This is a genomic window from Xanthomonas hortorum pv. pelargonii, assembly GCF_024499015.1.
GTDB lineage: Bacteria > Pseudomonadota > Gammaproteobacteria > Xanthomonadales > Xanthomonadaceae > Xanthomonas > Xanthomonas hortorum_B.
The window spans coordinates 1,315,231-1,334,742 of sequence record NZ_CP098604.1; the positions used below are offsets into that span (position 1 = coordinate 1,315,231).

The following is a 19,512-nucleotide window of genomic DNA, read 5'->3' on the forward strand; positions in this document are numbered from 1 at the left end:
GCCGATGGGTGTGGCGCCGCATGGGGAGACGGTGGTCATGCAACCAGCCAATCGCGCAGCGCGGCACTGACCGCAGCAGGCGCTTCCACCGGCGTCATATGCCCGCTGTGCTCGAACACCACCAACTGCGCGTGCGGGATCTGCCGCGCCATGTCTTGATGACGTTCCAGCGGACTCCAGCTGTCTTGCCGGCCAACGCCAAGCAGCGTCGGGCAATGCACCTGCGCCAGCACGGGCGCGGCATCGGGCCGATGCAGTAGCGCGGTCACCTGGGCGGCATAGCTCTGCGGGGTCTGCCGCATGACCATGGCGACCAGTGCCTGCATCAGTTCGGCGTCGTCGTGGTGGTCGGGGTGCAGCATCGGCGGCAACCACTGGCGGGCCAGCGCCTGCATGCCGTCGCGGCGCGCCAGCTCCACGAGCGCACCACGCCGCGCATGCTCCTGCGCGTGCGCCGGATGCACGCCGGTGTCCAGCAGCGCCAGGCGCTGCACGCGCTCCGGCGCCTGCCGCACGATCTCCAGCGCCACCCGGCCGCCCATCGAATGACCGGCCAGCGCAAACTGGTCAGGCGCCGCGGCCAATGCCTGCGCAGCCATCTGCTGCACGCTGTCGATACCCGGGAAATCGAGCACGCGCACCTCGGCGATGTCCGCCAGCGCCGCACGTTGCTCGTCCCAGATGCTGGCGTCACACAGCAGCCCGCTCAGCAGGAGCAGCGGCGGGGTGAGTCGTATGGAAACGGCGGAGGTCATGGCCCGACTGTAGCCAGCCCGGGCGCGTCCGTCGTATGGAAACTGCGGCCTTCGCTATTACCTCTGGAACATAGTAGCCAGCAGACCGTCAGCGCGGTGCGCTCACGCGTTGCCGGACGCGCGCTTCCACAGCAGGTCCACCAACGGCGGGAGCTTGCCCGCCGCCCCCAGCACCGCGCCACGCAGCAGGGTCAGATGCATCTCGTCGTTGGAGAACACCGTGTTGATCGCGTCGAAGCCATACGCGGCAACGGTGTTTTCGCTGCGCCGCGTGCGTGCCCAGCGCTGCAGGCGATGTGGGGCGGCCCAGCCGGCACGCTTTGCGAGCGCGTTGCGCACCTCATCGCGCAACGCCGCCACATCGCGCAGGCCCAGGTTGACGCCCTGCCCGGCCAGCGGATGCACCACGTGTGCGGCGTCGCCCAAGGTCAGCACGCGGCCGCTGACGTATTGCTCCACCAACTGCCGCTGCAGCGGAAATGCCGCGCGCGCAGACACCACGCGCACGTCGCCCAGTCGCGCGGCAAAGGCCTGGGTCAACTCGCGCGAGAAGTCGGCATCGTCGAGTGCCAATACGCGCTCGGCTTCGGCATCCGGCAAGGTCCACACGATCGAACTGCGGCCATCGGCGAACGGCAGAAATGCCAGCGGGCCGGTGGGCAAAAAGCGCTGCCAGGCGGTGGATTGATGCGGCTGATCGGTCTCCACGAACGCCACCACGCCGCGCTGTGCATAGGCATGCCGCGCCACCGGCAGACCAGTCAACTCGCGCAAAGTAGAGGCAGCGCCATCGGCAGCAATTGCAATCGCCGCCTCCAGCCGACTGCCGTCGTCCAGGCGCAGGCGCACGCTGCCTGCGTCCTGCTCCAGCTCGACCACGCGCGCCGGGCAATGCACTGCGATGCCTGCGGCATGCACGGCGGCCCACAGACGATCGACCAGCAACGCGTGTTCGACGATCCAGCCAAGTTGTTCGCGGCCCAGCGTGTCGGCATCGAAACTCAATTCGCCGCCACCGCCTGCGTCCCAGACCCGCATGCGCCGGTACGGCTGCACGCGTGCGGCGCGCACGGCCTTCCACACGCCCAGGCTCTCCAGCAGCGCGGCATTGTCAGCGGCAAAGGCGTACACGCGCAGATCGGGTTGCTCTGCGTGCCACCGCGCAGGCTCACGGCCTTCGACTAAAGCGACGCTCAAGCCCGCATCGGCCAGGGCCAGCGCGCAGGCGGCACCGACCACACCACCGCCGACGATCAACGCATCGCGGGTGCTGCGGCGGCTCATGCGATTCCCCGGCATAGCTGCGGCACATCGCCACGGAAGCCCATTGCCCCGCCGACCAGCATCGATTGCAGCGGTGCCGCCTGCGAGGTGGCCAGCAGCCCGAGACTGCGCAACGGCCGCAGCAACGGCGCCGGATTGCCAGTGAGCCGTGCCAATCCGCTGGAAAACCCGATGGTCTGTTCGCGGTCCACGCGCCGACGCGCCAGATACTCGCTCAGAAGCGCGCCGGCACCGGCATCGCTGCGATCGTGTTCGATCAATTCGGCCAGCGTCAGCGCATCGCGCAAGCCGAGGTTGAAGCCTTGCGCGCCGATCGGGTGCAGTGTCTGCGCCGCATTGCCGATCAGCACCACGCGCTCGGCCACCAGATTGGTGGCCAGCACCTGCAGCAACGGATACGCGCTGCGCTCGCCGCTGGCGACAAAACGCCCGGCGCGCCAGCCGGCCGCGCGCTGCAAGCGGGCCAGCCAGCCTGCCTCGTCGAGCGCAGCCACTGCCTCGGCGTCGGCACGCGCCACGCAATGGATAGCACCGTAATGTCGATCGCCGCGCGGCAGTAATGCGGTTGGCCCGTGCTCGCCGAAGCGCTCCCACGCGGTGCCATCCGGCGGCTTGGATGCGCGCACCCGCGCGACGAACAGGGTCTGGAAAAAGTCGTGCGCTTCGCTGCCGATATGCAGCAGCTCGCGCACTGCGCTGTGGCTGCCGTCGGCGCCGACCACCAGCCTGGCCCGCACAAGCTGCTCGCCTTCATCGGTGGACAGGCGCAGTGCGCGCAGGCCGTCCTGCACCGGTTCGACCCCGATGCAACGCGCCGGGCGATAACGGCGTAGATGGGTCAGTTCGTCCAGGCGTGCCTGCAAGGCATCACCGAAGTCGCGCGCCACCACCACCTGGCCGAAGCTGTCGCGCCCGTAGTCGGCGGCGTCCAGCTGCACTCGGCCAAAGTCGCCTGCGCGGCTGACATGGATGCGCCGGATCGGCCCCGGCGGGCTGCGCAGCTTGGCCATCACCCCAAGTGCGCCGAGCGCGTTGACGGTGGCGGCGGCAAAACTGAGGTTACGTTGGTCGAACACGGCTGGCGGAGTGCCGGCCGGGGTGGCTTCCACCAGCCCGACATCCAGGCCGATGCGGTCCAGCGCGATCGCCAGGCTGGAGCCGACCAGGCCGCCGCCCACGATCAGAACGTCATGTAGGTGTGTCATCCCCACATGATAAGCCTTCGCCCATGGCCTGTTGGCGTGATCGGGTGGGACAGCTTGACGCGCCAGGCGCGCGTGGCTCGGCGGGTTCCACGCTACACTCCCGGGCCTGTGATCCGGCTCCTTTCGCGCATGACTCCTCGCTCGCACGACACCCTGATTTTGAGCCTGCTCGCCGTCCTGATGGCGGCCACGCGGATCAACCACTTCGCGCCGGTCCCGGACGCCTCGTGGGCGGTGTTTTTCATTGGCGGATTCCATCTGGCCGCGCGTAGCAAACTGGCATTCCCGCTGCTGATGCTGCTGGCGGTGGCGGTGGACTGGCTGGTGATCACCAACCAGGGCCTGAGCTTCTGGCAGCACTACTGCGTGTCGCCCGCTTACTGGTGCCTGATCCCGGCGTATTTCGCGCTGTGGGCCGGTGGTGTCTGGCTGCGCCGGCATTACCACGGCGCCGACTGGAGCGCGCTGGGCAAGCTGGTGCCGGCGCTGTTGATCGCCGTGGCGCTGTGCCAGCTGATCGCCCAGGGCAGCTTCTACTGGATCAGCGCCAGCGTGGCCGAGCCGACCGTCGCCGGCTGGTTCAAGAACTACACCGACTGGCTGGGTCCTTACCTGCGCAGCGCCGCGCTCTACGTTGCGGCGGCCGCAGTGATCCAGGTTGCCGCCGAGCGCCTGACCAGCGCGCACGGCCAGACCCAGGCCGGCTGAGATGGGCAACCGGCTCTCACGCATCTATACGCGCACCGGCGACGACGGCAGCACCGGCCTGGGCGACGGCAGCCGCACCGGCAAGGACGCGCTGCGCGTCACTGCCTACGGCACCGTGGACGAAGCCAATTCGGCCATCGGCGTATTGCTGGCCGCCCCGGGCGTGCCGGAGCCGATCGCCGCGCTGCTGACGACCATCCAGCACCAACTGTTCGATCTGGGCGGCGAGCTGTGCATCCCCGGGCATGCGGCCATCGACGCCACCGATATCGAGACGCTGGAGCGTCAGCTCGACCACTTTAACGACACGCTTCCCCCGCTGCAGGAATTCATCCTGCCGGCTGGTGGCGAAGCGGCCGCGCGCTGTCACCTGGCCCGCACCATCGTGCGCCGGGCCGAGCGCGAGACCGTTGCGCTGTCGCGTCAGGAGACCGTGCGCAGCGAGGCGATCGGCTATTTGAATCGCCTGTCCGACCTGCTGTTCGTGCTTGCCCGCGTGCTGGCGCGTGCCGATGGCCAGCAGGAAGTGCTGTGGCGGCACGACCGCCGGCGCGGCTGACATGCACATGGCACGGCAGAAAGGCTAGATTTGCCCCATGTTGGTCTTTACCCATCCCGCCTGCCTCGGCCACGACGCCGGCCCCGACCATCCCGAGCGCCCCGCCCGTCTGGAAGCGGTGGTCGATGCCCTGCGCGACGCCTTCCCGGATCTGGACTGGCGCGAGGCGCCGCTGGCCAAGCTCGGCGACCTGTGCCGGGTGCACGAGCGCGAACAGGTCGATGCGGTGCTGGAAACCGCCTTTGACGGCCATCACCGGCTCGATGTAGACACCGTGATGTCGCCCGGCTCGCGCGCGGCCGCCTTGCGCGCGGCAGGCGCCGGCATCGCGGCGGTGGACGCGGTCATGCACGACCTCACCCGCACCGCGTTCTGCGCGGTGCGCCCGCCCGGCCACCACGCCACCGGGCAGGTGTCGATGGGCTTTTGCCTGTTCAACAACATCGCCCTGGCCGCCGCCCACGCGCGCGACCGGCACGGGCTGGAACGCATCACCATCGTGGATTTCGACGTCCACCACGGCAACGGTACGCAGGCGATCTTCGAGCGCGACCCGACCGTGCAATACCTCAGCACCCACCAGTCCGGGCTGTATCCGCACTCGGGCAGCGTCTACGAACGCGGCCTCGGCAACATCCATAACCTGCTGCTGCCACCGGGCAGCGACGGGCTGCGCTTCCGCAACGTGTGGGAAGACGAGATGCTGCCGCTGATCGATGCCTTCCGCCCGCAGCTGATCCTGATCTCTGCCGGCTTCGATGCGCATCTGCGCGATCCGCTGGCCGATCTGATGCTCGATGCCGACGATTTCGCCTGGCTGACCCGTGCCTTGCGCACACTGGCCGAACGGCATGCGCGCGGCCGCCTCGTCTCCATGCTGGAGGGCGGCTACGACCTGCAAGCCTTGCGCGAGAGCAGCGTGGCGCACGTGGCCGCACTGCGTTGAACCCCGACGGCGCGTTGGTCGCGCCACCCATTGCGATGAACCTCGCCCTCCCGATGCGGGGGCTTTTCATTGCCCCCATGCGGGGTATACGGCAAGCTAGTCGCCATTTTACTGGTTGAACCCACGCGTGCGCCGAGTCCTTCGCCTGCTGCCCCTGCCTTTGAGCATTGCCATCTGCCTCCCGGCCATGGCTGCCGACAAGCCGCTGAACTGGGGATTGTGCCCTGCCGTGGACCCGCTTCCCGGCTTCGACGGCGCCCCGGCCGCCGATGCCAAGGCCGCCGAGATGCGCCAACAGCTGCCCACCGATATCGAAGGCGATCAGCTGTCCGGCACCAGCACCACCCCGCAATACCAGGGCAACGTGGCGCTCAAGCGCGGCGACCAGTTCCTGGGTGCGGACAACCTGCGCATGGACACCGAGACCGGCAATTACATCGCCGAAGGCAACGTGCGCTATCAGGACACCTCCTTCCGCATGGTCGCCGACCGCGCCGAAGGCAATCAGGACACCGACGCCCACAAGGTCAGCAACATCCAGTACCAGTTGGTGGATCGCCGCGGTAATGGCGCCGCGGAATCGGTGGACCTGCAGGGCCAGGTCGGGCAGATGCACCGCTCCACCTACACCACCTGCGATCCTTCGCAGCCGATCTAGCGCGTGCGCGCGCCGGAGATCGACGTCGACAACGAAGAAGGCTTCGGTACCGCGCGCAACGCCGTGCTGCAGATCGGCAAGGTGCCGGTGCTGTACTTCCCGTGGTTCAAGTTTCCGATCGACGACCGCCGCATGACCGGCCTGCTGTTCCCGCAGTTCGGCCTGTCCGGCCGCAACGGCTTCGATTACCTGCAGCCGATCTACCTCAACCTGGCGCCGAACTACGACGCCACCTTGTTGCCGCGCTACATGAGCAAGCGCGGTTTCATGTTCGGTACCGAATTCCGTTACCTGTACGAGGGTGGTCGCGGCGAGATCACCGGCAACTATCTGCCCAACGACAAGTTGCGCGACAAGGACCGTGGCAGCGTCTTCTACAGCGGCTATCACAACGTCAACAAGTACTGGCAGGCGCGCAGCAGCATTTCCTGGGTCAGCGACACCCGCTACGTGGAAGATTTCACCAGCCGCATCAATGGCATGGGCTCGGCTTCCAGTGTGCAAAGCACCGTGGGCATCTACGGTACCGGCGAGACCTGGACTGCAGGCCTGATGGCGGACCGCTGGCAGCTGACCGACTACACGCTTGATGAGCAGTCACTGCCCTACAACCGGCAACCGCGTGCGTATTTCACCTGGGAGAAGCCGTTCGGCATTTTCGAAGCTGGCGTATATGCCGAAGCGGTGCGCTTTACCCACGACGACTCTTACTTTGTCCAGCCCCCTAGGGACGGAAACACCAACGGCGACGACGGGGACGATTACGTCCGCACCAATATCCGTAACAAGGAATACGGCAGCGGCTCACGCCTGGACATCAAGCCTTACATCTCGATGCCTTTGTCAGGTGCGGCGTGGTTCCTGACGCCGACCGTGGCCTGGCGCTATACCACGTACCAGCTGGATTCGACGCTGGCCAACACGGCGCCGCTGACCGGCGATCGCTCGCCCTCACGCAGCCTCCCGATCGCCTCGGTGGATGCCGGTCTGTATTTCGACCGCGAGACCTCGCTGTTCGGCACCAACTATCTCAATACGTTGGAGCCGCGCATGTATTACCTGTACGTGCCCTACCGCGACCAGGACGACCTGCCGGTCTTCGATACGCGTCCGTTTACTTTCAGCTACGGCCAATTGTTCCGCGATTCGCGCTACACCGGCGCCGACCGCCAGAACGATGCCAACCAGTTGACCTTGGCGGTGACCTCGCGCTGGCTGCGCCAGGATGATGGTCGCGAGAAGTTGTCGTTGAGTGCAGGCCAGATCCTGTACTTCAACGATTCGCTGGTCACCATCAACAACAGCACCAACTCGGCGGCCGGTAGCGAGCAGACCATCGAACAGGGCAAGTCTGCCTGGGTGGCCGACGCTAACTACATGATCAACGACCGCTGGTCGATGGGCGCCACCTATCAGTGGAATCCAAACTCGCGTAAGGAAGATCTGGCCAGCCTGCGCACGCGTTATCTGCTCAACAACGACGGCATCATCAACCTGGCGTATCGCTACCGGCGCAACCTGATCGACGAAAGCGACCAGCTCAAGCAGGCCGATTTCTCCTTCCTGTATCCGATCAACCCTACCTGGAGCGCGGTCGGTCGTTATTACTACTCGCTGCTGGACCGCAAGCCGCTGGAAATCATCGGTGGCGTGCAGTGGGACAGCTGCTGTCTGGCCGTGCGTGGGCTGGTGCGCCGGTTCGTGCGCAACCGCAATGGCGATATGGACAACTCCATCCAGGTGGAGTTCGTGCTGAAGGGCTTGAGCTCGTTCGGGCAGAACACGGACCGCACTTTGCGCCGTGCTATTCTCGGCTATTACCGCGACGACCTGTACTTGGTCCCGCCCAGCAACACCACGACTAATCCGGACGATTACGATCCGAACTTGATTCCATGACCAAGCCTTTCTCTGTGTTACTTGCCTCGCTGCTGGTGATCACCAGCACGGTTTCGCCGATGGCCTCGGCACAGCAATCCCAGCCACTGGATCGCATCGCTGCCATTGTGGACGAAGACGTGGTGCTGCAGAGCGAGCTCGATCGCGCTGTGCGCAACGTCAAGTCGCAATACGCCGGCCGCGATAATCAGCTGCCGCCGGACGATGTCCTGCAGCGTCAGGTGCTCGAGCGTCTGGTGCTGGTCAAGTTGCAGGTCGGCCGCGCCGACAGCACCGGCATTCGCGTCAGCGACGAGGAGCTCAACCGGGCGATCGCCAGCATTGCGCAGCAGAACGGCACCACGGTGGATGGTTTGCGCCAGAAGCTGGCCGCCGATGGCATGGGCTATGGCGACTTCCGTGCCTCGGTGCGCGACGAAATCATCGTGCAGCGCCTGCGTCAGAGCTTTGCGCAGAGCCGTATCAGCGTGAGCGAAGGTGAAGTGGATACCGCGTTGGCCCAACAGGCCACCACCGGTAGCCAATATCACCTGGCGCACATCCTGGTCGGCCTGCCGGAAGGCGCCAATGCCGAACAGATCGCCACCGGCCAGAAGAAGGTCGATGGCGTAAAGGCATTGATCGACAAAGGCGAGCTGGACTTCTCGGCGGCTGCGGTGCGTTATTCGGATAGCCCCAATGCACTGGAAGGCGGCGACCTGGGCTGGCGCAGCCTGGACGAAATTCCCAACGCGTTCGCTCAGCTGATCCGCGACATGCAGCCTGGCCAGGTGGCCGGACCGCTGCGTGGCCCGAGCGGCTTCCAGCTGCTCAAGCTGGTGGAAATGCGCGACGCCAATGCCGGTGGCGAAAAGAAACTGGTCACCGAGTACAACGCACGCCACATCCTGGTGCGCATCGGCGACAACCAGACCGAGGCGCAGGCCAAGGCCAAGATCGATACGCTGCGTGCGCGCATCACCGGTGGCGCCGACTTCCAGGCCACGGCGAAGGAGTCTTCCGAAGACACCAATAGCCGTGGTCAGGGTGGCGATCTGGGCTGGTTCCCGGCCGACGCGTTCGGCCCGGATTTCGGCAAGCAGGTCGAAGGCCTGGCAGACGGCGCAGTGTCCGAGCCGTTCCGCACTCAGGCGGGCTGGCATATCGTGCAGCGCGTCGGTAGCCGCCAGACCGATGTCAGTGCCGAGAGCCAGCGTGCGCAGATCCGTGAAACGATCGGCCGTCGCAAGCTGGAAGAAGAGTACAACCGCTACCTGCAGGAACTGCGCGGCGAAGCGTATGTGAGCTTCCGCACCGGCGACCGCGCCGATGGCGACGCCACTGCCGCTCCGGCCAAGCCGGCAGACCCTGCGGCGCCTGCCGCACCGACGCCGCCGCCGGCACAGCCGACGCGCTGATTCGATGCTCCCGTCGCTCGCGCTGGTGCCAGGCGAGCCGGCCGGGATCGGGCCGGAACTCTGTGTCCGGCTCGCCCAGCGGCCGCGCTCCGATGCGCACCTGATCGCCTACGCCGATCCCGATACCCTGCACAGCGCCGCAAAGGCGCTGTGTTTGTCTGTGCGCCTGCTCGATCCGGATCAACCTGCGCGTGCAACCGGCGATCTGCCGTTGCATCCGATCCGCCAGGCCGTGGCAACCCGCTTTGGCACACCCGACCCTGCCAACGCGGCGGCGGTCATCGCCGGCCTGCGTGGCGCGGCCGGCGACTGTCTGTCCGGCAAGTTGCAGGGAATCGTCACCGGCCCGGTGCACAAGGCGGTGATCAATGCCGGCGGCATCCCTTATTCCGGCACCACCGAATTACTGGCCGAACAGGCCGGCTGCCCAGTGGTGATGATGCTGGCCAATGCGATCGTGCGTGTGGCGCTGGTGACCACGCATCTGCCGCTGCGCGCAGTGGCCGACGCGATCACCGCCGACACCGTTGCACGCTGCTTGCGTATCACCGCGGCGGCATTGCGGCGCGACTTCGGCCTGGAACACCCGCGTATCGCCGTGCTCGGCCTCAATCCGCATGCCGGCGAAGACGGGCATCTGGGCCGCGAGGAACTGGACATCATCATCCCGGTGCTGGAGCAACTGCGCGGCGAAGGCCTGCAGCTGATCGGCCCGCTACCGGCCGACACCGCATTTTTGCCGCAGAAGCTCACCGGTTTCGATGCGGTGGTGGCGATGTATCACGACCAGGGTCTGCCGGTGCTCAAGTACAGCGGCTTCGAGCAGGCGGTGAATATCACGCTCGGCCTGCCCTACCCGCGCGTGGCGGTCGATCATGGCACCGCGCTGGAACTGGCCGGGCGCGGGATTGCCGATCCGTCCAGCCTGATGGCCGCGACCGCCCTGTGCGCGCGATTGGCCGCACGCGGCTGAGCGATGCCTGATCGCATGCGCATTTGCGCGCCGATCGTCCGTTAGATTCGTCAGGCAGTCAGAAACGACACCGCTTGCATGCACTGGCTCCGTTAAACTGCGCGCATGAATCATTCCTTCAGCGCTCCGGCCAAGAAGTCGCTTGGCCAGCACTTTCTTGCCGACCGGTATTACATCGACCGCATCGTGCAGGCAGTGGCCCCGCGCGCCGGCCAGCATCTGGTCGAAATCGGCCCTGGCCAGGGTGCGATCACCTTCCCGCTGCTGCGCAAGCACGGCGCGTTGACCGTGATCGAATTCGACCGCGACCTGATCGCGCCATTGACCGACGCCGCCGCACCGATCGGCGCGTTGAGCATCATCCATCGCGATGTGTTGAGCGTGGATTTCACCGCGCTGGCCAATGGCACGCCGATCCGGCTGGTCGGCAACCTGCCTTACAACATTTCCTCGCCAATCCTGTTCCATGCGCTGGACCATGCAGGCGCCGTGGCCGACATGCACTTCATGCTGCAAAAGGAAGTGGTCGACCGCATGGCCGCCGGCCCCGGCAGCAAGGTCTATGGCCGGCTGAGCGTGATGCTGCAGGCGTACTGCGAGGTCACCGCATTGTTCGTGGTGCCGCCCGGGGCGTTCCGGCCGCCGCCCAAGGTGGACTCGGCGGTGGTGCGGCTGGTGCCGCGCGACCCGGCCACGGTGCTGATCAAGGACCGCCGGCGCTTTGCCGACGTGGTGCGCGCCGGCTTCGGGCAGCGCCGCAAGACCTTGCGCAATGCCCTGTCCGAGGTCTGCGAGCCGGCGCATTTCGAGGCCGCGCAGGTGCGCCCGGATGCACGCGCCGAACAACTCGAGGTCGCGGATTTCATCCGTCTGGCCAATGTCGAGCTGGCTTGAGCGCCCCTCCCACATCGTTTTCCTTAGACTTTCCCCATGCAAGATGATCCGCGCTATCGGGTCGAGGTCGAGGTATCGCCCCGCTTCCTCGCTCATCAATCGACCCCGGAAGAAGGCCGCTATGCCTTCGCCTACAGCATCCGCATCCAGAACGCGGGCGCGCTGCCCGCGCGCCTGATCGCGCGCCATTGGCAGATCACCGATGCCAACGGACGCACCGAGCGGGTGGATGGCGAAGGCGTGGTCGGCGAACAGCCATGGCTGCGCCCGGGTGAGGCCTTCAACTACACCTCCGGCGTGCTGCTGGAAACCGAGCAGGGACAGATGCAAGGTCACTACGACATGGTGGCCGACGATGGCACCGAATTCACCGCCCCGATCGCCGCCTTCGTGCTGAGCGTACCCAGGACGCTGCACTGATGGATGTTGCAATGAGGGAGCGCACGCGATGAGCGTCTGGGCAATTGGCGACCTGCAGGGTTGCTACGACATCACCCAGCGCCTGCTGGAAAAAATCAATTTCGATCCCGCGCAAGACACGTTGTGGTTCTGCGGCGATCTGGTCAACCGCGGCGGTCAATCGCTGGAAACGCTGCGGCTGGTGCATTCGCTGCGCGCACACAGTGTGGTGGTGCTGGGCAACCACGATCTCTCGCTGCTGGCGATCGGCGCGCGTTCGGAAGAAGAACAGCGCAAGGTCAATCCGGATCTGCTGCGCATCGTGCTGGCCGAAGATCGCGACGTGCTGCTCGACTGGCTGCGCATGCAGAAACTGGCGCATGTAGACCGCGCGTTGGGCTGGATGATGATCCATGCCGGGCTGGCGCCAAAGTGGACCACGCAACTGGCCGAGAAGCATGCGCGCGAGGTCGAGCAGCAATTGCAGGGCGGCGGCTATCGCAAACTGCTGCGCAATATGTACGGCGATCAGCCGGGCTGGTCGCCGGGCTTGAGCGGTTACGACCGCAGCCGCGCGATCATCAACCTGTTCACGCGCATGCGCTACTGCACCCCGCGTGGGCGCATCGCCACCGACGACAAGGGCACGCCGGGCACGCAGGCGCAGGGTCTGTATCCGTGGTTCGAAGTGCCGGGCCGGGTGGAGCGCGATCTGAAGATCGTCTGCGGGCATTGGTCCGCGCTCGGCCTGACCATCACCCAGGGCGTGCACGCCATCGACACCGGCGCGGTGTGGGGCGGCAAACTCACCGCCCTGCAGCTGGACACCGACGAACTACGCGTGGTGCAGGTGCCCGGCATTCCGATCACGCACCCGCCACAGGCAGCGCAGCGCGCACGACCACCGCGTCGTCGGCAACGCCAGCGTGGTGGCGGTGGCGACACCGCGAACGCGAACGCAAGTTCCACCACGGCCCCCAACACGGCTCCGCCCGCCGCAGACTGAAAAGCTGGATTGGTCGGCGTGCTGGTTGCAGCATGCCGAGCGTCTACTTTGCGGCAGCGTGCCGGCATTAGCGTGGCGCTGCCACGTGACCGGAATGCATGCGCTCTCGGCTTCCAGTACGCGTGCATGCCGAGATACGTTGAGACTGAAGTAATCGGTGCTTCGATGAAATGCGGGAAGCCGCAAAGCCACGCCGATGCCCTGCCCAACGACGCCACGTTCGGCGAACTGCGGCGGAGTTTCGATCAGGTTCGCATCGCAACCTGCTGAGTTAATCGTGCTCCACCCACATTCGGTCTGCACTTATCTCCGCAGGCAGTTTCGTCATGCCATCAGCATCATGAGCGACGATGGAAAGATCGATAAAACAGGGCGAATGACGCGTTTTTCATAAAGTCATTCTCAAATCTGATAAGCCATCAGCGCATTTGAAGGTAGCGTGCATTGCCATGTCTGCCAGTGTGCAGTCAGATGGGATGCCACGCTGTCGATACAGAAAACAGTGTCGACGCACTGCTCTTTACTTTGCAGCAACACTGTTGTTATCCGGATGGCACGGATTTACGTGACCGCCCGATACCGCCACCACAGGACTCCTGCATGCGCACTCCGTTGAATGTCGTTGCCGTTTCCGGCGGCACCTCGCGCCCTTCTCGCAGCCTTGCGTTGGCTGAGGCAACGCTTGCCGAACTTGCGCGACGACTGCCGATCAAACCCAGCATTCTCCAACTCGGCGATATCGCCCGGCCGCTAGGCGCGGCGCTGTGGCGCAGCGAATTGGATGAGACGACCGAACAGGCGTTACGCCAGATCGAATCGGCCGACCTGCTGCTGGTCGTCGCACCGGTGTATCGCGGCTCCTATCCAGGCCTGCTCAAGCATCTGTTCGATCTGATCGACATCAACGCGCTGATCGACACACCGATCCTGCTCGCTGCCACCGGCGGCAGCGAGCGGCACGCACTTGTGATCGACCATCAACTGCGCCCGCTGTTCGCCTTCTTCCAGGCATTGACCTTGCCGATCGGCATCTACGCCACCGAGACCGATTTCCAGGAGTACCGCGTGGTCAATCCGGCCCTGCGTCAACGCATCGAACTGGCCGCCGAACGCGCCGCAGGCGTACTCGGCGCACGCCCCGACGCGCTGCGTCGCATTGCCTGAGCAAATCCTGCATGCGCAAGTGCGAGCTCTGATAGATCAGCCGTTTATTACGTCCCCGCGCACGTAATTACGGACTATTCCTGCAAAGAACTCGCCTAGCACACGTACGCATAGATGCGATGGCTACCGCAACGAATTGGCCCCTTCTACTCCCCACACGGATGTGCGGCTCCTGCGACGGACTCGCCCGATCCAATCCCCGCACATGGATGTGCGGGCTCCTGCGAGGGACTCGCACCGAATGCTCGCACCAAAGAGACCAACCATGGACATGTTCTGGTTCATTCCCACCCACGGCGACAGCCGCTATCTGGGCACCAGCGCCGGCGCACGCCAGGTCAGCGCCGAGTACGTTACCCAGGTGGCGGTTGCGGCCGACACCCTTGGCTACGACGGTGTGCTGATTCCCACCGGGCGCTCCTGCGAAGACCCCTGGGTGGTCGCGTCCAGTCTGATCAACGCCACACGCCGGCTGAAGTTTCTGGTCGCGCTGCGCCCTGGCCTGATGGCGCCAGCGCTGGCCGCACGCATGGCCGCCAGTTTCGATCGGCTGTCCGGCGGGCGCCTGCTGGTGAACCTGGTCACCGGCGGCGACCGTGGCGAGCTGGAAGGCGATGGCGTGTTTCTCGACCACGCCGAGCGCTATGAAGCCTCGGCAGAATTCATCCGCATCTGGCGCGAGATCATCGCCCACAGCCACGCAGGCGACAGCTACGACTTCGACGGCAAACATCTGCAAGTGAAGGCAGCCAAGCTGCTGTATCCCACCGTGCAGCAGCCGTATCCGCCGGTGTGGTTCGGCGGTTCTTCCGATGCTGCGCACGAGTTGGCCGCCGAACAGGTCGATACCTATCTCACCTGGGGCGAGCCGCCGGAAGCGGTGGCGGAAAAGATCGCCTCGGTGCGCAGCAAGGCCGCCGCACTTGGGCGCTCGCTCACCTTCGGCATCCGTCTGCATGTGATCGTGCGTGAGACCGATGAACAAGCGTGGGCGGCAGCGGAGTCGCTGATCAGTCACCTGGACGATGACACCGTAGAGCGCGCCCAGAGTGCCTTCGCACGCATGGACTCGGTGGGCCAGCGGCGCATGGCCGCGCTGCACAGCAGCGGTCAGCGCCGCACCCGCGCCGATCTGGAAGTCAGCCCGAATCTGTGGGCCGGCGTCGGCCTGGTGCGTGGCGGGGCCGGCACCGCGCTGGTCGGCGACCCGCAGACCGTGGCCAAGCGCATCGAGGAATACGCAGCGCTCGGCATCGACACCTTCATCTTCTCCGGCTATCCGCATCTGGAGGAGGCCTACCGCTTCGCCGAGCTGGTGTTCCCGCTGCTGCCGCGCGCGCTCAAGCAGAAGCTGCCCGGGCAGGCCCTGAGCGGCCCCTTCGGCGAGGTCATCGCCAACACCATCGTGCCGCGCGCTGCGGCGCGCTGACTGGAGCATTTATGAAGCGCCGCAACCTGCTGAAATTCGGAACCCTCGCCGGCGTCGCGCTCGGCGCCTCGCCGCTGTTGTCGAGCACCGCCCTTGCGCAAGCCAACGGTGCGGTTCCCAAACAACTGCGCCTGGACTACGCCTACTACTCGCCGACCTCGCTGGTGCTCAAGCACTTCGGCTGGCTGGAACAAGCGCTCAAGGCGCAGGGCACGCAAGTCAAATGGGTGCTGTCGGCCGGCAGCAATCGCGCGCTGGAATACCTGGGCGGCAACAGCATCGACTTCGGCAGCACCGCCGGCCTGGCCTCGCTGCTGGCGCGCGCCAACGGCAATCCGATCAAGGCCGTGTACATCTACTCGCGCCCGGAATGGATTGCGCTGGCGGTGGGCAAGAACTCGCCCATCCGGCAGCTGACCGAACTCAAAGGCAAACGCATCGCTGCCACCAAGGGCACCGACGCCTACCTGTTCCTGCTGCGCGCGCTGCGGCAGGCCGGGTTGAGCAAGAACGCGGTGGAGATCGTCCATCTGCAGCATCCCGACGGGCGCACCGCGCTCGAACGCGGCGATGTGGACGCGTGGTCCGGCCTGGACCCGCACCTCGCCGCGAGCCAGATCGAGGCCGGCACGCGGTTGATCTACCGCAACGTCGCCTTCAATTCCCGTGGCTTCTTGAATGTCAGCGAGACCTTCGCGGCCGCTTACCCCGATCAGATTCCGCTGGTGATCCAGGCCTACGAAAAAGCGCGCAAATGGGCGATCGCCCACCCCGACGAACTTGCCGCGCTGATCGCCACCGAGGCCCGGTTGTCACCCCAGGTCGCCACGCTACAGCTGCAGCGCACCGACCTGCGCAATCCGGTGATTGGCCCCGAAGAGCGGGCGGCGCTGCAGAGCGCGGCGCCCATCCTGCTGGAAGAAGGCCTGGTCCGGCCCGGCACCGATCTGAGCAAGGTGCTGGCCGCACTGATCGATCCCAGTTACGCCACACGCGCACGTGTGGCGCAGGGCTGAGCGCGGCGATGAACGACACCTCCTTGCGCGTTGCGCGCAGCTTATCGACCACGACGCCGTCGCGACTGCAACTCAGACTGCCGGCCAGCAGCCTCGGCTGGCTGTTGCCATTGAGCTTCTTCGGCGCGCTCGAAATCGCCTCGGCGCTCGGCTGGACACCGCGCTACCTGCTGCCGCCGCCAAGCCAGATCCTGACCACGCTGGCAGACGAGGCCGGCCGCGGGCTGGCCAGCCATATCGGCGCCAGCGTGTTGCGGGTGCTGGCCGGCTTCGCTATCGGCGCCGGCCTGGGCTTGCTGATCGGCGTTGGGGTTGGACTGAGCCGCTGGCTGGAACAGCTGATCGACCCCAGCTTCCAGGCACTGCGCGCGGTGCCCAGCCTGGCCTGGGTACCGTTGCTGTTGCTGTGGATGGGCATCGACGAGGCACCGAAGATCACCCTGGTCGCCATCGGCGCGTTCTTCCCGGTGTATCTGGGCGTGGTCAGCGGCCTGCGCCAGGTCGACCGCACGCTGGTGGAACTGGGCGAAAGCTACGGCCTGTCCAAACCGCGCCTGGTGCGGCGGATCCTGCTGCCGGCGGCGCTGCCGTCGATCTTCACCGGGCTGCGCACCAGCCTGAGTCTGGCCTGGATGTTTCTGGTGGCCGCCGAATTGATTGCCGCCACGCGAGGGCTGGGCTATCTGCTCAGCGACGGGCGCGAAACCTCGCGGCCGGATATCGTGATCGGTGCGATCGTGCTGCTGGCCTTGCTCGGCAAACTCAGCGACAGCCTGCTCAAGGCGATCGAATCGCGCACGCTGCGCTGGCGCGACAACCTGCAGAACCGCAGCGCGCCTGGTCACGCAGGAAACCACACGTGAGCAGCACCGGCCTGCAGCTGCGCATCGCCGGCAAGCAGTTCGGCGCACGCCAGGTGCTGCGCGACATCGAGCTGAAGTTGGCACCGGGCGAGATCGTCAGCCTGATCGGCGCCAGCGGCTGCGGCAAGAGCACCCTGCTACGCATCGTGGCCGGTCTGGAACGCGATTACGCCGGCGAGATGCTGCTGGATGGCGCGCGCGTGCGCGGGGTCGACCGGCGCATCGGTTTCATCTTCCAGGAACCGCGCCTGCTGCCGTGGCTGGACGTGGCCGCCAATGTCGCCTTTGCCGACGATTCGGATCTGTCGCCAGCTGCGGCGCGGCAATCTCCACGCGTGCAGCAGTTGCTGGGCGAGGTCGGCCTGCTCGACTACGCAAGCGCGCTGCCCAAGCAACTGTCCGGCGGCCAGGCGCAACGCGTGGCGCTGGCCCGTGGGCTGTACCGGCAACCGCGCGTGCTGCTGCTCGACGAGCCCTTCAGCGCGGTGGATGCGTTCACCCGCATCAAGCTGCAGGACCTGTTGCTGCGCCTGGCCGGCGAGCATGGTTTCAGCGTGTTGCTGGTCACCCATGACATCGAAGAAGCGGTCTACCTGAGCGACCGTGCGATTGTCATCGGCGGCCAGCCAGGGTCGATTGCGCATGCACTGCAGCTGGACACGCCGCGTCCGCGCGATCGCCAAACCGACGAACCGGCACTGCGTCAGGCCCGCAAGACCCTGCTCGCGGCGCTGCACGACATTCATGTGTTTTGAAGATGATCAGGCGCGAGAGCGGCCGTCGGCCGGCCTTGGACAAGTCGCAGACAACGTCATGCAAGCGTGGCACATGAGATTCCAAGTACCGTGCATGCCGATCTGATGAGCGCACAGTCGTTTTGCTCGCCACGCCTGACGCGTCTGCCGAACTGGAATGCAGGCGCAAGACCCTGCTTGGCTGCCGCCCCGATCATCAGCACTCAACACTTGCTACTGGTCAACCCGCACTGACCGCACTGTTTCCCATCCGACAAGGCCATCGCGCATGACGAGCCTCCCACCACAACCGTCCGTGCTCACTCCGCTGCAGACCGCTCAGCGCCTGGCGGCCGAATTCGCCGAGACCGCGATCGAACGCGATGCACGCGGCGGCACGCCCAAGGCCGAACGCGATGCATTGCGAGCCAGCGGACTGCTCGCGCTGAGCATTCCCGTGCAGTACGGCGGCCTTGGCGCCAGCTGGAGCGAGGTGCTGCAGATCGTGCGCGCATTCGCCAAGGTCGACAGCTCCATCGCGCATGTCTTCGGCTTCCATCATTTGATGCTGGCCACCGTACGCCTGTTCGGCCAGCCAGCGCAGTGGCAGCCGTGGCTGGAACAGACCGCGCGCGCGCACTGGTTCTGGGGCAACGCACTCAATCCGCTGGATACCCGCACCGTCGCCGTGCACCAAGACGGCTGGCGCGAGTTCTCCGGCAAAAAGAGTTTCTGTTCCGGTGCCATCGACTCGCAGATGCTGATCGCCTCCGCATTGGACGAACGCAGCGGCAAACTGTTGATCGGCGCCATTCCCACCACGCGCAGCGGCATCACGCTGGGCCACGACTGGGACAACATCGGCCAGCGTCAGACCGACAGCGGCAGCGCCACCTTCGAACGCGTGCGCGTGGAAGAAAGCGAACTATTGCTCGATCCCGGCCCCTTGAGCACACCGTTCGCCTGTCTGCGCCCGTTGATCGCGCAGTTGCTGTTCGCGCATCTGTTCCTGGGGATTGCCGAGGGTGCGTTCGAAGAAGCGCGCACCTACACCCTGACCCAAGCTCGCGCCTGGCATCGCTCCGGTGTCGAACAGGCCAGCGAGGACCCCTACATCCTGGCCCATTACGGCGAGTTCTGGCTGGGCCTGGAAAGTGCCCGGCTACTCACCGGTCGCGCCGCCGAACTGCTCGATGCCGCCTGGCGCAAGGAACACGCACTGAGCAGCGACGAACGCACGCAGGTCGCGTTGGCGGTGGCTGCCGCCAAGGTCGCCACCACCCGTGTCGGGCTGGAGGTCTGCAGCAAGCTGTTCGAAGTCACCGGCGCGCGCGCCACCCACGCCGCGCTGCGGCTGGACCGCTACTGGCGCAACCTGCGTACCCAGACGCTGCACGACCCGGTCGATTACAAGCTGCGCGAACTCGGCGAATGGGCGCTGTGCCAGCAGCCGCCGACACCCAGCTTCTATTCCTGAGTGTTCTATTCCTGAGTGCGCTGATGTTTCGCCTGCATCCACGCACTCGTTGTGTCAGCCGCGCTTGGTTGCTTGAACGTGATGCGGCGATAGCGACCAACCGCTCATTCAACGCACGCGCCACTGCGCACTGCAGCGATCGGTCT

General features: G+C 65.9%; 17 protein-coding genes and 1 pseudogene. 15 read left to right on the plus strand and 3 right to left on the minus strand.

Annotated elements, in window-relative coordinates; all coding sequences use genetic code 11:
• Positions 1 to 35: 35 nt before the first annotated feature.
• From NDY25_RS05910 to ubiH, 3 genes are all read right to left on the minus strand, one after another.
• A complete protein-coding gene (locus NDY25_RS05910) occupies positions 36 to 755 on the minus strand; it encodes an alpha/beta fold hydrolase (protein ID WP_168957029.1) in 720 nt (239 codons plus the stop codon).
• 102 nt (positions 756 to 857) lie between these two features.
• A complete protein-coding gene (locus tag NDY25_RS05915) occupies positions 858 to 2,039 on the minus strand; it encodes a UbiH/UbiF family hydroxylase (protein WP_168957030.1) in 1,182 nt (393 codons plus the stop codon).
• Positions 2,036 to 3,244, minus strand: coding sequence for a 2-octaprenyl-6-methoxyphenyl hydroxylase (gene ubiH / locus NDY25_RS05920; protein WP_168957031.1), 1,209 nt, complete (start codon positions 3,242 to 3,244; stop codon positions 2,036 to 2,038). Before ubiH ends, NDY25_RS05915 begins: the two co-directional genes overlap by 4 nt.
• A gap of 129 nt (positions 3,245 to 3,373) precedes the next feature.
• Here ubiH and NDY25_RS05925 point away from each other — a divergent pair, with 129 nt between their 5' ends.
• The 15 genes and pseudogenes from NDY25_RS05925 to NDY25_RS05995 all read left to right on the plus strand — a co-directional run bounded on the left by NDY25_RS05925 (position 3,374) and on the right by NDY25_RS05995 (position 19,366).
• Complete coding sequence (locus NDY25_RS05925; RefSeq protein WP_168957032.1) at positions 3,374 to 3,952, plus strand: hypothetical protein; 579 nt, start codon at positions 3,374 to 3,376, stop codon at positions 3,950 to 3,952.
• Between the two features lies 1 nt (position 3,953).
• The gene (locus NDY25_RS05930; protein ID WP_168957033.1) at positions 3,954 to 4,511 is read left to right on the plus strand and encodes a cob(I)yrinic acid a,c-diamide adenosyltransferase; all 558 of its coding nucleotides are present in this window, start codon (positions 3,954 to 3,956) and stop codon (positions 4,509 to 4,511) included.
• A 37-nt stretch (positions 4,512 to 4,548) separates the two neighbouring features.
• Entirely contained in the window at positions 4,549 to 5,457 is a 909-nt protein-coding gene (locus NDY25_RS05935; RefSeq protein WP_168957034.1) for a histone deacetylase family protein, read from the plus strand.
• Between the two features lie 127 nt (positions 5,458 to 5,584).
• Positions 5,585 to 8,014 (plus strand): annotated as a pseudogene (gene lptD / locus NDY25_RS05940) (LPS-assembly protein LptD).
• On the plus strand, positions 8,011 to 9,411 hold the full coding sequence (locus tag NDY25_RS05945) for a peptidylprolyl isomerase (protein ID WP_023902939.1): 1,401 nt from the start codon (positions 8,011 to 8,013) through the stop codon (positions 9,409 to 9,411). The pseudogene lptD and the gene NDY25_RS05945 overlap by 4 nt, the downstream one beginning before the upstream one ends.
• A gap of 4 nt (positions 9,412 to 9,415) precedes the next feature.
• Positions 9,416 to 10,384, plus strand: coding sequence for a 4-hydroxythreonine-4-phosphate dehydrogenase PdxA (pdxA, locus tag NDY25_RS05950; RefSeq protein WP_168957036.1), 969 nt, complete (start codon positions 9,416 to 9,418; stop codon positions 10,382 to 10,384).
• Between the two features lie 105 nt (positions 10,385 to 10,489).
• Positions 10,490 to 11,278, plus strand: a complete 789-nt coding sequence (gene rsmA / locus NDY25_RS05955; protein ID WP_006451489.1) for a 16S rRNA (adenine(1518)-N(6)/adenine(1519)-N(6))-dimethyltransferase RsmA — start codon at positions 10,490 to 10,492, stop codon at positions 11,276 to 11,278.
• A gap of 36 nt (positions 11,279 to 11,314) precedes the next feature.
• Positions 11,315 to 11,698: a Co2+/Mg2+ efflux protein ApaG gene (apaG, locus tag NDY25_RS05960; RefSeq protein WP_006451488.1), complete on the plus strand. Its 384-nt coding sequence runs from the start codon at positions 11,315 to 11,317 to the stop codon at positions 11,696 to 11,698.
• 28 nt (positions 11,699 to 11,726) lie between these two features.
• Positions 11,727 to 12,683, plus strand: a complete 957-nt coding sequence (locus NDY25_RS05965; RefSeq protein WP_168957037.1) for a symmetrical bis(5'-nucleosyl)-tetraphosphatase — start codon at positions 11,727 to 11,729, stop codon at positions 12,681 to 12,683.
• A gap of 600 nt (positions 12,684 to 13,283) precedes the next feature.
• Entirely contained in the window at positions 13,284 to 13,847 is a 564-nt protein-coding gene (msuE, locus tag NDY25_RS05970) for an FMN reductase (RefSeq protein WP_104550672.1), read from the plus strand.
• Positions 13,848 to 14,112: 265 nt separating this feature from the next.
• Entirely contained in the window at positions 14,113 to 15,276 is a 1,164-nt protein-coding gene (gene ssuD / locus NDY25_RS05975) for an FMNH2-dependent alkanesulfonate monooxygenase (protein ID WP_006451485.1), read from the plus strand.
• 11 nt (positions 15,277 to 15,287) lie between these two features.
• Complete coding sequence (locus NDY25_RS05980) at positions 15,288 to 16,292, plus strand: aliphatic sulfonate ABC transporter substrate-binding protein (RefSeq protein WP_168957038.1); 1,005 nt, start codon at positions 15,288 to 15,290, stop codon at positions 16,290 to 16,292.
• An 8-nt stretch (positions 16,293 to 16,300) separates the two neighbouring features.
• Positions 16,301 to 17,155, plus strand: a complete 855-nt coding sequence (locus NDY25_RS05985; protein ID WP_168957039.1) for an ABC transporter permease — start codon at positions 16,301 to 16,303, stop codon at positions 17,153 to 17,155.
• Positions 17,152 to 17,910, plus strand: a complete 759-nt coding sequence (locus tag NDY25_RS05990) for an ABC transporter ATP-binding protein (protein ID WP_168957040.1) — start codon at positions 17,152 to 17,154, stop codon at positions 17,908 to 17,910. The genes NDY25_RS05985 and NDY25_RS05990 overlap by 4 nt, the downstream gene beginning before the upstream one ends.
• Before the next feature lie 268 nt (positions 17,911 to 18,178).
• Positions 18,179 to 19,366, plus strand: a complete 1,188-nt coding sequence (locus NDY25_RS05995; protein ID WP_168957041.1) for an acyl-CoA dehydrogenase family protein — start codon at positions 18,179 to 18,181, stop codon at positions 19,364 to 19,366.
• The last annotated feature ends 146 nt before the right edge of the window (positions 19,367 to 19,512 follow it).

Coding starts and splice junctions, on each gene's coding strand:
- msuE (WP_104550672.1), top strand. CDS start 13,284: ATGCGCACTCCGTTGAATGTCGTTGCCGTTTCCGGCGGCACCTCGCGC.
- NDY25_RS05930 (WP_168957033.1), top strand. CDS start 3,954: ATGGGCAACCGGCTCTCACGCATCTATACGCGCACCGGCGACGACGGC.
- NDY25_RS05945 (WP_023902939.1), top strand. CDS start 8,011: ATGACCAAGCCTTTCTCTGTGTTACTTGCCTCGCTGCTGGTGATCACC.
- NDY25_RS05910 (WP_168957029.1), bottom strand. CDS start 755: ATGACCTCCGCCGTTTCCATACGACTCACCCCGCCGCTGCTCCTGCTG.
- NDY25_RS05985 (WP_168957039.1), top strand. CDS start 16,301: ATGAACGACACCTCCTTGCGCGTTGCGCGCAGCTTATCGACCACGACG.
- NDY25_RS05935 (WP_168957034.1), top strand. CDS start 4,549: ATGTTGGTCTTTACCCATCCCGCCTGCCTCGGCCACGACGCCGGCCCC.
- ssuD (WP_006451485.1), top strand. CDS start 14,113: ATGGACATGTTCTGGTTCATTCCCACCCACGGCGACAGCCGCTATCTG.
- pdxA (WP_168957036.1), top strand. CDS start 9,416: ATGCTCCCGTCGCTCGCGCTGGTGCCAGGCGAGCCGGCCGGGATCGGG.
- ubiH (WP_168957031.1), bottom strand. CDS start 3,244: ATGACACACCTACATGACGTTCTGATCGTGGGCGGCGGCCTGGTCGGC.
- NDY25_RS05980 (WP_168957038.1), top strand. CDS start 15,288: ATGAAGCGCCGCAACCTGCTGAAATTCGGAACCCTCGCCGGCGTCGCG.
- NDY25_RS05995 (WP_168957041.1), top strand. CDS start 18,179: ATGACGAGCCTCCCACCACAACCGTCCGTGCTCACTCCGCTGCAGACC.
- rsmA (WP_006451489.1), top strand. CDS start 10,490: ATGAATCATTCCTTCAGCGCTCCGGCCAAGAAGTCGCTTGGCCAGCAC.
- apaG (WP_006451488.1), top strand. CDS start 11,315: ATGCAAGATGATCCGCGCTATCGGGTCGAGGTCGAGGTATCGCCCCGC.
- NDY25_RS05925 (WP_168957032.1), top strand. CDS start 3,374: ATGACTCCTCGCTCGCACGACACCCTGATTTTGAGCCTGCTCGCCGTC.
- NDY25_RS05965 (WP_168957037.1), top strand. CDS start 11,727: ATGAGCGTCTGGGCAATTGGCGACCTGCAGGGTTGCTACGACATCACC.
- NDY25_RS05915 (WP_168957030.1), bottom strand. CDS start 2,039: ATGAGCCGCCGCAGCACCCGCGATGCGTTGATCGTCGGCGGTGGTGTG.